Below are 15,157 nucleotides of genomic sequence, written 5' to 3' on the forward strand. Positions count from 1 at the left end.
CGGGCCCCCGTCAATTCCTTTGAGTTTTAGCCTTGCGGCCGTACTCCCCAGGCGGGGCACTTAATGCGTTAGCTACGGCGCGGAAAACGTGGAATGTTCCCCACACCTAGTGCCCAACGTTTACGGCATGGACTACCAGGGTATCTAATCCTGTTCGCTCCCCATGCTTTCGCTCCTCAGCGTCAGTTAATGCCCAGAGACCTGCCTTCGCCATCGGTGTTCCTCCTGGTATCTGCGCATTTCACCGCTACACCAGGAATTCCAGTCTCCCCTACAGCCCTCTAGTCTGCCCGTACCCACCGCAGATCCGGGGTTAAGCCCCGGACTTTCACGGCAGACGCGACAAACCGCCTACGAGCTCTTTACGCCCAATAAATCCGGATAACGCTTGCGCCCTACGTATTACCGCGGCTGCTGGCACGTAGTTAGCCGGCGCTTCTTCTGCAGGTACCGTCACTTTCGCTTCTTCCCTACTGAAAGAGGTTTACAACCCGAAGGCCGTCATCCCTCACGCGGCGTCGCTGCATCAGGCTTGCGCCCATTGTGCAATATTCCCCACTGCTGCCTCCCGTAGGAGTCTGGGCCGTGTCTCAGTCCCAGTGTGGCCGGTCGCCCTCTCAGGCCGGCTACCCGTAAACGCCTTGGTAGGCCATTACCCCACCAACAAGCTGATAGGCCGCGAGCCCATCCCCAACCGACAAAACTTTCCACCCCCACCCATGCGGGCAGGAGTCGTATCCGGTATTAGACCCAGTTTCCCGGGCTTATCCCGAAGTCAGGGGCAGGTTACTCACGTGTTACTCACCCGTTCGCCACTAATCCATGACACAAGTGCCACTTCATCGTTCGACTTGCATGTGTTAAGCACGCCGCCAGCGTTCGTCCTGAGCCAGGATCAAACTCTCCACAAAAAAAATGCTTGTGATCAAGCGATCCCGACCGAAAAGAACAGACTGACGAGAAAAAGAACAACACCCACCATAAAGAGAGGCATTGTTCTTCGTATCATCCATCATTATTATTTTCAGCCAGAAAATATGTACTACTTAGTTCTGGCATCACGAAAAAAACTATTCAAGTACGCTATTGAGTTCTCAAACAACAGGCACACACCCACACAAGTAATCCCAACCGCCTGCACAAGACAGACAATGATAGGGACACCGCGAAGGGATGCTCAATCTGATTGTATCACCAGGCCGCGGTTCTAAAACCTAACCCTCAACAGTCCGGGAAGGACTGGCGGTTACTTCAGTGTTTTCCGCCTGGCAACACAGTTAACTATACACACGCTTGGTGGGGCCCGCAAACCGAACAGACATGACACGCACCACAGTCAGTAGTACTGCCCCTGCCGGTAGTCCCAGCTGGGGAATGCGGCGGCCAGATTGGCCATGATCGAGCCCAAGTCCAGCCCCTTGCGGATCAGGGTGGGCACAGGCTCCACTCCCCTCTGACCGTGTTGCTCAGGAACCAGCTGGCCGGCCTCGTCGACGAAGGACACCATGACCCCCTGTTCATACCGGGTATCCGCTGTTTCATTCGGCTGGATCGAACGGACATAGTCATCGGCCTCGATCACCAGATCGGCCTTTTCCGCGATCGCCGGCCCGATCCCCTCGATCCGCCCACGGTTGCCCTTGCCGGACGGATTGGCACTGCTGGCGAACACCAGCCGGCCATCCTTCTCCCACAGGGTCCGCACGATGTTCTCCGCGGGCCGGCCGAACCGGACGACGAAGCAGCTGGTCGCGCGCTCATCCGTGACGAACTCGCCGACCCGCCCCAGGTGGCGTTCTGCGGCTTCGGGACGCCAGGGCAGAATGCAGCCCATCAGAACATCCTGATCCCAGTGGGTCCGATAGAAGGCCTCTGCCTCCCCGGTCAGCTGCGCCAGCTCGCGCAGCTGGTCCATGGATGAGCACAGAACGACGCCCGGCTTGTTCCGGGCCCGGTTCTTCACCGTGAACTTCCGTTCCAAGCCGATCCTGTCGCTGGTCAAAATGATGTATCCGACCTTGGTCGGGCTGACCACGATGCACCCTTCCCGGCGCAGTAGCTCAACGGCCAGAGCCTCGGCCGCCGCGTCCCAGTGGACCGGCACCCCGGTATCCGCATCCGGAACCTCTGCACTCTGCGAATCCGACCTCGGCGCGCTTGTCTGCGTCATCTCACCCTCACTCAATCATTAGGTTACCGTTACCTTATTTGCCTGAGAAGGTGTGTCTCAAGGCCTGTCCACTTAGTGGACGCCTGATGCCGCCGGGCATTGGGCCGCGGCGCGCCGAGCGCAGCGATTCAGGGTCTGAGCGCCACGTTCCGACCACGCAGTGCCGCGACCAGCAGGAGCCCGCACATCAGAACGGCCAAGAGCAGAATTCCCATGAGGATCTGCGACAGGGCGATGTACTGTCCCAGCATCGCAATCGGCAGGGGAGCCAGGAATCCCACATAGCTCAGGGCCTGGAACACCGCGGTATTGCGGCCCAGCCGAGTCTGCTGACTGATCTGGGCCACGATGCGCAGTCCGGCGGTCTGGCACAAGCCGTGAGCCAGACCGAAGACGAAACAGGTAACCAGGAGCAGCGACAGGGATTGCGCACGGACGGCCAGAACGGCAAGTCCCAGGGCACAGGCCGCGATGGCCAGTGCCACCGGTGCCTGCACGCGCGGTGAGACCTTCGCATGTCCAGCCACGGGCTGCACACACAATCCACCCAGGGCCGGTAACGGGGTGAGGAATGCGCTGAACAACAGAGGATCGATCCCGGCACCGCCTCCCACCGCGCTGGGCAGGACGGCCAGGGGGACGCCGGTGCACAGCAGTGTCCATGGGGCCAGCGGGACGACGATCCGCCAGAACCGGCCATCGCGCAGCCCCCGCTGCCCCTCCGCGCCGGCGAGTGCGCCGGCGACCGCACCGGTTGGCGGCCCGGGAACCGACCCACCCGGACCAGCCCCCGGCGCCGTTCCGCCGGACATCTGCACTGCGCCAGGTGCGGCCTCGGCCACGGCGTCCCCGACCGGCAGGGTCACCATGGCTCCGCGGAGCCGACGCCGATGCCACACGAGCAGAGCCAGCGCCACCAGGGCCAGGCACAGGTGGGGGAGCATGACCCAGATCTGCGGGCCGGGCACGTGGGCGGCCAGCAGCCGGGAGGCCAGGATGCCGATGAACAGCGGTCCCACACCCATTCCGGAGGTCATGAGGATCATCGACAGGCGGGAACCGCGCGGCGCCGGCAGAAGCTCGGTGGCCCAGGCAGTCGCCGAGCTGAAACCAATCCCACAGCCGACACCGGTCAGGATGCGTGCACAGACGATCGCAGCCGGCCCTGTGCCGCCGGCCAGCAGCACTGCGGAGGACAGCGCGCACAGCAACACCGCGATGGTGAGGACTCCCGCGCGGCCCAGCCGGTCCGACAGCCACCCGCCCACCACCAGCATCGGGATGAGGCTGAGGCCGTAGAGGACGAAGAGGATCTGCACCTCGACGGGCCCCAACGGCATGATCCGCGGGTAGAACAGGAGGAGCGGTGCGAACTGGTTCGAGCCCCAGCCCAGGATGAACAAACAGAACAGTGGAACGAACGCCCGGGCGTCGGACGAGGTGGCGCTGGGTAGGGCGGCGTCGGACAGGGGCCGGGGGACTTCACTCACCCGACAATTCTGGCTGCTTTTCCGGATGGGTCGAGATACCGGAAACGATGAATATCACCAGTCCAGTATTCACTGGGTGCGTCGATTGCCCGGGGCCATCGCCACGAAGACATCCCAGAGAGAGTCCGCCGGCCAGGCGGATCATGTGCCGGGAATGAGAATGAGCAGTGCCAGAAAATGCGCGGCGGCCACTGCGATGAACTGTTCCACTGTGCTCCCGGCTCCGTGGCATTCGCTCGATGCCCGCCACACTGGCGGGACCGGAAACGAGTATTCACCCCGGGGGTGGAATCGGCCTTGTATGTTTGTGCAGCGGAAGCGGGGGAGCGGGCCGAGGCGGCTCGAAGTGGGCATACCGTGGTCCAGCATGTGCCGAGCGCGCACGATCCGGGCGTTCTGCCGCCATGCCAGCTGGCTGAGCCCAGTGGCGCGTTTGACCGCCCGACTCAGGCCGTACCCGTCCATTCCCACCAGCGCGGCGAGGTCCGCCGCGGGGGCCGCGGCGAAGAACAGATCACCCAGGTCCGCGATCGAACGGGTCAGATCCGGCCGGAATGACGATGACATCGCCTTCGCACAGCTCGATCGGGCCACTCAAGGGACCGGTGAGGACAGAAACGCCACGACCTTGCCTACACCAGCACCCAGATGCCCAGTGCGGCCACGCCGGCGACCAGGCAGGTCGCCAGGGCTGCCAGGGCCACCGGTTTCAACCCCAGGCCGATGAGCGACTTGATGTGCACCCCGCAGCCCAGACCGAACATCGCTGCGGTCAGCAGAACCGTCTGGCCTGTGGCGGCGCCGTGCTGGAACCAGACCGGTAGCAGGCCGGTGGTGGCGATGAGCGCCGCGACGATGAAGCCGACCACCCACATGGGCACCAGAGGCGGCCGCTTGCCGGGGGCCTCGGCCCCGAGGCCATCGCCGGCCGGCGACTGGGCGCGGGCCCTGGCTGCGGCGCGGGCGACCACGGTGCCCAGCACCATCATCAGCGGGGCGAGCAGGACCACGCGGCCCAGTTTCATCAGCGTCGCGGTGGTCAGGGCCTCGGGGCCGAGGATGCCGCCGATCGCGGCGACCTGTGCGACCTCATGGGTCGAGGCCCCCGCCCACATGCCAGCGGTGTGCTGGTCCAGGTGCAGCAGCCCGGTGACGCTGGGCACGATCGCGATCATCAGGGTGCCGAACAGGACGACCAGGGCGACGGCCGCCGTGACGTGTTCCTTCTTCGCCTTGATCGTGGATTCCGCGCCGGCCACGGCCGCGGCCCCGCAGATCGAGAAGCCGGCGGCGATGAGCATGCCCAGTTCGTTGTTCACACCCAGCAGACGGCCCATCGCCACGGTGCCGGTGAAGCCGATCGCGACGACGGCCACGATGACGATGATCGCACCCCAGCCCAGGCCCAGCACATCGCCGAGGACCAGGCGGAAGCCCAGCAGCACGATACCCAGGCGCAGCAGGGTCTTGGCGGTGAAGTCGATGCCGGGCTGGAGCACCGCGGGGATCGCCGGCAGCACATTGCGCACCAGCACGCCCAGCACGATCGCGATGAGCACCGCGCCCACATAGGGGATGAGGGTGGCGAGCCACATGGCCACGCCCATCGCCGCTGCACACACCACCAGTCCGGGGATGCGCGATCCGTAGAGCCGCATGCGGGCGGCGAGCGCGGACGTGGTCTGTGGGTTCGACCCGGGTGCGGGCGGGGGAGTGGTCTGCGTACTCATAGGGTTCAGTCTGCGCCGCCCGTGCTCACTCCGCTAGCCGGGTATCACGCATTGGGAGATGCGCAATTGATATGGGGCATATGAGACGATGGGCGCGTGCACGATCCCGATCCCGCAGTTCTGCGCATCCTGGTCGACTTGGCCCGCCAGGAGGACGAGTCCGGGCATGCCTCTCTGGGTACCGCCGCCCGGAATCTGCAGATGGCCCAGCCCAATGTGAGCAGGGCGGTGAAGGCCTTCGAAGCCGAATGGGGTGTGCACATCGTGCAGCGTTCACCCAGCGGCTCGCGGCTGGGACCCGATGGCCGGGTCGTCGCCGGCCTGGCGGCCCAGGTGCTGGCCGATTACCGCAACCTCACCGAGACCCTGTCCGCCCTGCACCGGCGGACCAGTTCCACGTTGCGGATCAGTGCGTCCCTGACCATCGCCGAATACGTCCTGCCGCCCATTCTGCTGCGGTTCCGGCAGCACCATCCCACCACCCGCCCGACGCTGCGCATGCAGAACTCCCGCCAGGTGCTGGACGCGGTGCGCGGGGAGCGGGCCGATCTGGGCTTCGTGGAGACCAGGACGCGCCCGCGCGGGGTGCACTACCGGTCCTTCGACCGGGACGATCTGGTCATCGTGGCGCTGCCGGACCACCCCCTGGCCATGGGTCCCGCGCTCAGCGCTGCGGATCTGGCCGGGCTGCCGCTGATCGTGCGGGAGAGGGGTTCTGGCACACGCGAGGTGATCGATGCCGCGGTGCCGGGCGGGGCCTCGGTCGCGGCGGAACTGACGAGTTCTTCGGCGGTGAAGACGGCCGCGGCCACGGGAGCCGCGCCGGCGGCCATTTCACGCCGGGCGGTGGCCGAACAGCTGCGCACCGGCGCGCTGGTGGTGGTGCCGACCGCGCCCGAGGTCGCGCTCACCCGGCCGCTGCGCGTCGTGTGGGCGCGCGGGCGGCGACCGACGGAGGCCGCGCAGGCCTTCCTGCAGGAGGTGCTGGGCGTGCCCGTCTAAGGGCCCGGGGTCCGCCCTCGCGCGGCCGCCCCCGGTGCGGTTCTGTGACCGTGCGCTTCGGGCCGAACCTGTTGGCCGACAGGCCATGTCAGGGCCTACCGGTAGTGTGGATCACACCTGCTGCACAGCTCGCAGCAGTCGCCAGTCGTCTACCCCATAGGAGCCATCGTGGACACCATCGGTTCGGACTCCCCCGTAGCGTCTTCGAGCAAGTCGCAGGCACAGCCGGCGCCCACCTCACCGCGTCTTGAACTCCCGGATTCCTGGGTCAAGCGCATGCCCCGGGACCGCACCCTCCACCGGCCGGCGCGGGCCATGACCATCAAACGGGAACACGTCGACGCAACCCTGAATACCTTCGCACATATGGCCGACCAGGTCTCCGACGACATCGCGGCCAGCCCGGATCCGGACATTGTGTCGTCCGACCCGGATTCCGCTCTGGGAATCGCAGCGCGGATCATCTCATTGGACTCCCATCTGGGCTATTCCCTGCGAGGCCGCTTCCCCACGTACTTCGTCGAATACCTGGTCGGCGAATATCCCCTGCCCCTGGCCACCGCCGCATTGGTCGAAACGCTGAGCATGTACGAGAGCTACGGCACTCAGTTCGGGGTACCGGCGGGACTTATCCGGGAGTCGCCCGGCACGGGCTTCTTCCAGTCTCAGCAGGATCTGAGAGCAGAGTTGTTGAAGGGCTTCCGCACGTACGTGGCCGGCGTATCGGAGGAGGACCATGCGGTCAACATCGCGGCACTGGCACCCTATATCGAATCGCCCAGGTTCCTCCAGGTGCTCGTCGCCGCCTATTTGGTTCCCGAACGCACCGATTGGGCGGATGTGGCCCTGACCCGCTCGCACGACTGCAAACATCTGGCTCCCCATGCCCTGCAGTTCGCGGACACCGGTGCCCGGCTGATAGAGCTGATCGAACACATACCGGTCTGGCAGTTCAAACATCAGCCGGAGGAATTGGCCGCCGCAGTCGAACGACTGGGGGAGGACGCACTGCCCGCACTCCTGCGGGTCATCGATGCCGAGCACGGCTGGGCCGAAGTCATCAAGACCTGCTGCGACCTTGTGGCACTCATTCCGACGGAAGCCGCAGCGCTCGCACTGCTGGACCGCAGGTCGGGGGAGAACACCGCCAGAGCCGCCACTGCTGCGCTCTTGGACTTCGCCGCTCGTTTCCCCACCCTGGCACTGGGGGCCTTGGCACGGCGGGCCGGACAGGACTCGTTCGCAGCCCAGCTCCTGGGGTCAGGGTCCCGGCGGATCCCGAGGCCGCGGCCCAGGTGGCGGCCGAACTCACCGATGATTCCTCTGCCGCACGCATCCGGGCGATCTTGGAACGCCCACGGCTCCCGGAGGCGGACCCCGCGGACCTGCCGCGTGTCCTGGCCGCCCCACCGTGGACGGTCAAGCGCAAACGCGTCAAGGCCACGGTCATCAAGGATCTACACGTTCCCCAGGACATGCACCTGGACTGGTTGCCAGGGGAAGAGGACGAGTGGCTCCACTCCAGCCACTACCTGGTCGGTCAGGACTATGACGAAAGCTGGCAGCATCTACTGGACGACTGCATGTCCGGGAGCGGTTGGTACGATGCCATTCCCATGTTCCTGCTCAACGGGCCGGTCGAACTACTGTTGCCGGTCATCGACTCCCTGCCCCAGCCCCGGAACCTGTCCTATGCGGCGGACTATATGGGGGTCGCACTGTCACGTTTCGGGGATCCGATCGTGCCCTTCGTCTTCACCGCGGCACAGGACACACCCACAACACTGGCGCAGGTGCTCATGCCGGTCGGTGGCGCGCGCATCGCCTCGTTCATGGTCACCACCGCGGCCCGGGCGAAATCGGTTCGGCCGGTGGCCGCCGCCTGGTTCGCCCGGCACCCACAGGATGCGGCCGCAGGCCTCATCCCCCATGCCCTGGAAAAGGCGGGAAAAGTCCGCAAACACGCAGAGGATTCCCTACTCCGGCTGCTGCGGGACACTGCACCTACCGACTCCGCCACCACAGACACCCAGGAGAACCGCCGGGCCATCATCCTGGCCGCCGCGGACTCCTACGGTCCGGAGGCCAGGGCCGCGATCGAAACCCTGTTGGACTCCGACCCCTTGGAGGCTCTACCGACCCGGATGCCGGAACTGCCGGACTGGTTGGCACCGGCTTCGCTGCCACAGCTGACGGCCCGTGCCGGGACCTCGATCCCACTAGATCTGATCCCTCATGTGTTCACGATTTTCGCCCTATCCACCCTGGACGAACCCTATGCGGGCCTGGGCGATCTGCGGGAGGCCACCGACCCCGTATCCCTGGCGGCTTTCGCCCGCGGCATGTTCGAGCTGTGGAAACTGGCAGGGTATCCGTCCAAACAGGGGTGGATCCTCGATGCTCAGGGTCTGGCCGGCGACGATGAGACGGTCCACATGTTGTCCCCGCTGATCCGTGCCTGGCCGGGGGAGTCCGCCCACAAACGAGCGGTGACGGGCCTCCGGGTGCTCACCGCGATCGGCACCGACACCGCTCTGACCCATCTGAATAGGATCGCGCAGAAGGTCAAGTTCAAGGCGCTGCGGGAGACCGCGCGGGATATGATCGACCAGATCGCCGATCGTCTGGGGCTGAGCACGGATGAGCTGGCTGACAGGCTAGTGCCAGACTTCGATCTGGGCCTCGATGGTTCCCGCGTCCTGGACTACGGGCCCCGACAGTTCACCGTGGGCTTCGACGAGGCGCTCAAGCCCTTCGTCTCCCAGGACGGACAGCGCCGCAAGACCCTGCCCAAACCCGGTGTCAAGGATGACGAGGAGCTGGCCGAACCGGCTTATGAGTGGTTCAAGACCCTGAAGAAGGAGGTCAGAGCCTCGGCCGGGGAACAAATCGAACGCTTGGAGCGCGCCATGGTCGAACAGCGCTCATGGACTGCCGAACTGTTCACCACCCTGTTCCTCGAACATCCCTTCATGGTCCATCTGGCCCGCCGTCTGGTGTGGGTCACCGCTGCGGACCCGCAGGATGCCGCCCACACGGCATTCCGCGTCGCCGAGGACGGCACCCTGGCCGACGCCGAGGACGATGAGTTCGTCCTCCCCGAGCAGGCCACTGTGCGGCTGGCCCATCCGCTGACCCTGGACTCCGGGACGCAGGATCAGATGGCCGAACTCTTCGCCGACTATGAGATCCTCCAGCCCTTCGAACAGCTGGGCCGCGAAGTCTACGAACTCACCGCACAGAACAAGTCGACCGGCATCATCGAGGCCTTCGCCGGCTCCACCGTGGCGACGACGAAGATTCTGGCCATGGAGAAGCGGGGCTGGGCCAGGGTCGCACCGGAAGACGGTGGCATCCAGCCCGCATTCCTCCGGGACCTGCCCGACGGCTCCTCGCTCTATGTGAACTTGGACCCGGGCATCGTCGTGGGGGAGCCCTTAGCAGACGGTTTCGACGAACAGACCCTGGCACCGGCAGTCGCCACCGGGTCCACCCAGTCCTGGTACAAACCGGAACCGCGCCCGGCGGCGCTGGCGGGCCTGGACCCGGTGTTCGCCTCGGAAATGCTGCGCGACCTGAGCTGGTTGATTTCATGACCGGCGGCGGAAGGACAGATGAGACAGACGTGGCGGGGAAGACGGCGGCCGACATCCAGCGGCCCCCCGCCGAGGTGCGCTTCGCGGACGAACTGGCACAGCTGCGCGCAGAGGACTCCGCTCCCAGACCACCGGGCTGGACGATGAGCCTGGCCGCGGCCAGGGACTTCATCTGCGGGGACACCGCACGCGGGATCTCACCCAAGTTCGTCGGCGATGTGGCCCTGGTCGAACGCTGCCTGGTGACGCTGGCGACCAGTCGCGGACTGTTGTTGGTGGGGGAGCCGGGCACCGCCAAGTCCCTGTTGAGCGAACTCATCGCGGCCGCCGTCAGTGGGGACTCGACCCTGACCATCCAGGGTGGGGCGGCGACCACGGAGGACCAGATCTCCTATTCCTGGAACTACGCCCTGTTGGTCTCCGAAGGGCCCACAGACCGTGCCCTGGTCCCCGGCCCGGTGCTGCGCGGTATGCGCACCGGTGCCCTGGTCCGGTTCGAGGAGATCACCCGCTGTCCCCTGGAAGTACAGGATTCGCTGCTGTCCTTACTGTCGGAGCGGGTCGTGGCGATTCCGGAGCTGGTGGGCGCCCCCACGATGACCTATGCACACGAGGGCTTCAACATCATCGCCACCGCCAATACCCGCGATCGGGGCGTCAACGAGATGTCGGCGGCGCTCAAACGCCGGTTCACCTTCGAAACGGTTTTCCCGATCGCCGATCCGGCCGTGGAATTGGCCCTGGTCGAACAGGAGGCCGGGCGGCTGCTGGCCGAATCAGGGGTACCCCAGGTACCCGATCACGATGTGCTCGACGTGCTGGTCACGGCATTTCGCGAACTGCGCACGGGTTTGAGCGAACGCGGCGAGGCGATGGAGCCGATGTCCACGGTACTCAGCACCGCGGAGGCCGTGTCGGTGGCCCATGCTGCCGGCGTCAGTGCCTGGTATCTGCACGGGCGCACCCCGAACGCCTCCGATGTCGTGGTGTCCCTGGCCGGTGCCGCGGTCAAGGACGAGCCCGAGGACATGGCCCGGTTGCGCCGTTATCTGGAACAGCAGGTGCCCCGGAAGTCCGGGCCGCAGTGGAAGGCACTCCACGCGGCCCGGGGCCTGCTGCCGGGCTGAGCCGGAGGACTCATGAGCGTCGTCTTCGTGCCGGTCCGCCATCATTCCCCGGCTTGTGCCGGGGAGGTCGAGGCCGTGATCCGCCGGCTGCGGCCTCGCCACGTCCTGGTGGAGGGCCCAGCGGACTTCAACGGCCGGATCGACGAGTTGTTCCTCGACCACGAACTGCCGATCGCCGTCTACACGGGTTTTCACACTGCGGACCGGCTGCACGCCAGCTGGGCGCCGCTGTGCGAGTACTCCCCGGAATGGGTGGCGTTGAACACCGGACGTGTGTGCGGGGCGCAGCTGCACTTCATCGATCTACCGGTGTGGCACCCGGCGCTCTTCGAGGAAACGGAGGCACACGATTCCGAACCGGCGCCGGCCGATCGACGCTACGCGCGGGTCCGGCAACACCTGGCCGAACGCTTCCACACCGATGACGTCGACGCACTGTGGGACCACGTCTTCGAACTGCCGGACTTCACCGCTTCCGAAGCCGCTCCCGATACCGCTTCCGAAGCCGGCGCCGATTCCCTGGCTCTGCGGCTGGACACGTGGTTCACCGGTCTGCGCGGCGATACCGCGGCAGACCCCGCCGATACCGCGCGCGAGGCCTATATGGCCGAGTGGATCCGCGCTGCCCGGGCCGAAGCGGCCCAGGCGAAGGATGCCCAGGGGCAATCCGCCACAGGCGATGACATCGTCGTCGTCACCGGGGGCTTCCACATGCCGGCCCTGCGCCGTCTCATCGCCGAATCGGCGCCGCAAGCCGAAGGGGAGCTCGCCTGGCCCGAAATCCCATCCCCACCGGCGGATGTCGATCCGCCGCGCAGTTACCTGGTGCCCTTCTCCTTCCGCCGGCTGGACTCCCTGGCCGGTTATCGTTCCGGCATGCCGTCGCCCGCGTACTATCAGCGGCTCTTCGAATCGGGACCCCGGGCCGCCGCCGAATACCTGCAGATCCAGGTGGCCACGCGGCTGCGCGAGAGGCATCAGGCCGTGTCCACCCCGGATCTGACAGCGGCCAGGGTAATGGCGGAATCCCTGGCCCGGCTGCGCGGCAATCCGGTGCCGGCGCGTGTCGACGTGCTCGACGGACTGGCCTCGGCCCTGCTCAAGACGGCCTTGGACGCACCTCTGCCCTGGGCACGCAGGTCCTCCCTGGCCCCGGCCACGGATCCTGTGGTCGTGGAGATGGTGGCCGCACTCAGCGGGGACCGGGCGGGCCGGCTGGATCCGCATACGCCTCTGCCCCCTCTCTGGCATGATGTCGATGCTCAGCTGCAGGCTCTGCATCTATCGCCCGGCACTCATTCACTGTCCCTGGTGGATTCGGATGATCTGGAGCGCTCCCGCCTGCTGCACCGCCTGCGGATTCTGCACATCGCGCAGATCGACCGCGTCGACGGCCCGCTGACGGCCCTGGATCCAGAACTCACGGAGGTCTGGGAACTGGGCGAACGGGTGTTGGCGGGACCGTCCGTGATCGAGGCCTCGGGCTTCGGTCCCAGCGTGGCCGACGCCTCGCTGGCCGCTCTGAGCGCGCGACTCGGCGAGGCCTCGGCGGAGGCCGGCCCCGACCTGAGCCTCACCGCCGAGGTGCTGTTCGACGCGGTGCTGTGCGGACACGCCGGACTCACCGATGAACTCCTCGAACTGGTCTCCCGTGCCATCGGGACCAGCGCGGACCTACAGGGGCTCGCCCGGGTGCTGGAAACGGCCCTGGGCCTGTGGCGCAACGGCGGGTACCTGGGAGCGGCAGGCTCCGTGCGCCTGGCCGGCACCGCTCGGGCGTGCGTGCCGCGGATCCTGTGGCTGGCCGAGGCCGTGCGAGGTGACGATGATGCGGAACCCGCCGTGCACGCCCTGGCCGGCGTCCGCGATGTTGTGCTGACCGCAGGACGGCTGAACCATGGGGCGCAGGAGGAGCAGGCCGCGAGCAGGGAGGCCGTCTTGGCGGTCGCCCACCGTTTGGCGGCCTCGCCCGCGGCCCCCATCCGCGTGCGCGGTGCCGGACTGGGCCTGGCCTGGGCGCTGGGCCAGGCGCCGGAGGACCCGGCACGGATGATTCGCGGCGCCGGGCTACCGCAGGAACTGGGCGATTTCCTGTCCGGCCTGTTCGCTCTGGCCCGTGATGAGTCCCTGGCCTCGCCGGAGGTGGTGAGGGTGGTCGACCAGGTGGTCTGCGGCTTCGATGCGCAGGCCTTCCTGATCGCCCTGCCCGCCCTGCGAGAGGCCTTCGCCCTGTTCCCGCCCCGCGAGCGCGAGCGCATCGGCCGACTGGCCGCACGCCTGCACGGCCGCGACGATCCCCGGGCGGTAGCGCTCGGCGCGGACAGTGGGATCTCACCGGAACTACGGGCGCGGGCCGCTGCCGTGCAGGAACGCGCCCGCGCCCTGCTGGGCGCGGCGGGGCTGCTGGGCGAAGAGGAGGCCGGCGATGGACGCTGAGTTGGAGCGCTGGCGGCTGATCCTGGGCGAGGCCGCATCCGAGTTGGGGGACTTGGGGGAGCGGGCGGCCGCGCGCGATGCCGCCCTGGACTGGCTCTACGGCCGCGACGAGTCCCTGGGCCGGCGCGGGATCAGACGCGCGGGCAGTAGAACCCGCGGCGGTGCGGGCCAGACCGGGGGAGCCGGCGCATCCACCCTGTCCACCCCGGAGTGGATCGGTGCGGTCCATCGCCTGTTCCCCACCCCCACGATCGAACGCCTGGAGCGCGACGCGGTGGAGCGCTTCCGAATCGACGACCTGGTGACGAATCCGGAGGTGCTGCGGCGCATCGAGCCCAATCAGGCGATGCTGCGTGCCGTGCTGACCACCAAGCACCTGATGAACCAGGAGGTGCTGGCCCTGGCCAGGCAGCTGGTCAACCGGGTGATCCGGGATCTGATGGAGCGTCTGGCCACCGAGGTGCGACAGGCCTTCACAGGACCGCGCAGCAGAACGCCCACCCGGGTCCCGAACTCGCGGAATCTGGACATCCGCAGGACGCTGCGGGCGAATCTGCGCCATTTTCAGCCCGATACCGGCAAGGTCGTGATCGAGCGCCCCTACTTCACCACACGCTCGGCCAAGCGGATGCGGCCCTGGCAGGTGGTGCTGTTGGTCGATCAGTCCGGCTCCATGCTCGATTCCGTCATCCATTCGGCCGTCACGGCCGCCTGCCTGTGGGGTCTGCCGGGCATCCGCACCCACCTGGTCGCCTTCGACACGACGGTCGTCGACCTGACCCGCGACGTCGAGGACCCCGTCGAGCTGCTCATGAAGGTCCAGTTGGGCGGGGGCACGGACATCGCCCAGGCGGTGCAGTACGCAGCAGGGCTGATCGACAATCCGCGGCAGGCCATCGTCGTGCTCATCAGCGATCTCTACGAGGGCGGCAACGACTTCACACTGCGCCGCGAGGTCGCCTCCCTGGTGGGGCAGGGCACCGAGGTGGTGGCCCTGGCAGCCCTGAACGACGAATCCGGGGCCGTCTTCAATCCGTTCATGGGGCAGCAGTTGGCGGATCTGGGCGCCCACGTCGGCGCGATGACTCCCGGGGAGCTCGCCGGTTTCCTGGCCGATACGATCGGACGCTCATGAGCCCGGACGCACAGGCAGGCTCCCCGGCGCGGGAATCTCCGGCAGGGCAGCCGGCAGCACGGCTGACAGAACAGCGGCCGGATCTCCTGGCGCTGACCGATGACGCCCTGGCCGCCCTGGCCAACCGCGGCCTGGTCAAACGCGCGGCCAAGGACCTTGCCAAGTCGGCCCCACAGGTGGCCATCGACGAGGCGGACACGGTCACCGCGGACTTCGCCGACGGCACCCACACGGTCTTGGGCTCCGGCGGGCTGGAGGCCGGCACCTGCTCGTGCTCGGCATCCGGGGTGTGCCGTCACCTGGTGGGCACCGTGCTGGCAGTGCGCGCCCTGGCCGCGGAGGCCTCGGATGAGCAGGCCCCGCAGTGGTCGCCCGCGGACGTCGACGATGCCGAACTGCTCCGTGTCCTGGGCAAGCCCGCGGTGGACGCCGCACACCGTCGGGTGCGCGCGGGGCTGCGCGCCACAGTCC

Annotated in this window: 9 protein-coding genes and 1 rRNA gene; 6 read left to right on the forward strand and 4 right to left on the reverse strand. The window is 67.0% G+C overall.

What is annotated here, in order from left to right:
- The 4 genes from Q0A15_RS04510 to Q0A15_RS04525 all read right to left on the reverse strand — a co-directional run.
- A 16S ribosomal RNA gene (locus Q0A15_RS04510) occupies nucleotides 1–911 on the reverse strand; the annotation flags it as partial.
- Nucleotides 912–1,336: 425 nt separating this feature from the next.
- Nucleotides 1,337–2,104, reverse strand: coding sequence for a Sua5/YciO/YrdC/YwlC family protein (locus Q0A15_RS04515; RefSeq protein ID WP_291278345.1), 768 nt, complete (start codon nucleotides 2,102–2,104; stop codon nucleotides 1,337–1,339).
- Between the two features lie 194 nt (nucleotides 2,105–2,298).
- The gene (locus tag Q0A15_RS04520; protein ID WP_257049267.1) at nucleotides 2,299–3,660 is read right to left on the reverse strand and encodes an MFS transporter; all 1,362 of its coding nucleotides are present in this window, start codon (nucleotides 3,658–3,660) and stop codon (nucleotides 2,299–2,301) included.
- 632 nt (nucleotides 3,661–4,292) lie between these two features.
- Complete coding sequence (locus Q0A15_RS04525) at nucleotides 4,293–5,390, reverse strand: putative sulfate exporter family transporter (RefSeq protein ID WP_257049270.1); 1,098 nt, start codon at nucleotides 5,388–5,390, stop codon at nucleotides 4,293–4,295.
- A gap of 96 nt (nucleotides 5,391–5,486) precedes the next feature.
- Between Q0A15_RS04525 and Q0A15_RS04530 the strand changes: the two genes are divergently transcribed.
- The 6 genes from Q0A15_RS04530 to Q0A15_RS04555 form a co-directional block, all read left to right on the forward strand.
- Nucleotides 5,487–6,392 carry a LysR family transcriptional regulator gene (locus Q0A15_RS04530; RefSeq protein ID WP_257058752.1) on the forward strand — a complete coding sequence of 302 codons (906 nt, stop codon included), beginning with the start codon at nucleotides 5,487–5,489 and terminating at the stop codon, nucleotides 6,390–6,392.
- Between the two features lie 1,295 nt (nucleotides 6,393–7,687).
- Nucleotides 7,688–9,988 (forward strand): DUF4132 domain-containing protein, encoded by a 2,301-nt coding sequence (locus Q0A15_RS04535; protein WP_257049274.1) that lies wholly within the window; start codon nucleotides 7,688–7,690, stop codon nucleotides 9,986–9,988.
- Between the two features lie 29 nt (nucleotides 9,989–10,017).
- On the forward strand, nucleotides 10,018–11,115 hold the full coding sequence (locus Q0A15_RS04540) for an AAA family ATPase (protein ID WP_257049275.1): 1,098 nt from the start codon (nucleotides 10,018–10,020) through the stop codon (nucleotides 11,113–11,115).
- Nucleotides 11,116–11,127: 12 nt separating this feature from the next.
- Nucleotides 11,128–13,551 (forward strand): DUF5682 family protein, encoded by a 2,424-nt coding sequence (locus Q0A15_RS04545; protein ID WP_291278342.1) that lies wholly within the window; start codon nucleotides 11,128–11,130, stop codon nucleotides 13,549–13,551.
- Nucleotides 13,541–14,686, forward strand: a complete 1,146-nt coding sequence (locus Q0A15_RS04550; RefSeq protein ID WP_291278343.1) for a VWA domain-containing protein — start codon at nucleotides 13,541–13,543, stop codon at nucleotides 14,684–14,686. The genes Q0A15_RS04545 and Q0A15_RS04550 overlap by 11 nt, the downstream gene beginning before the upstream one ends.
- On the forward strand, nucleotides 14,683–15,157 hold a 475-nt coding region (locus Q0A15_RS04555), incomplete at its 3' end, for a hypothetical protein (protein ID WP_291278344.1). The genes Q0A15_RS04550 and Q0A15_RS04555, both read left to right, overlap by 4 nt.

It is taken from the genome of Galactobacter sp., from assembly GCF_022712295.1.
In the GTDB taxonomy this organism is placed as follows: Bacteria; Actinomycetota; Actinomycetes; order Actinomycetales; family Micrococcaceae; genus Galactobacter.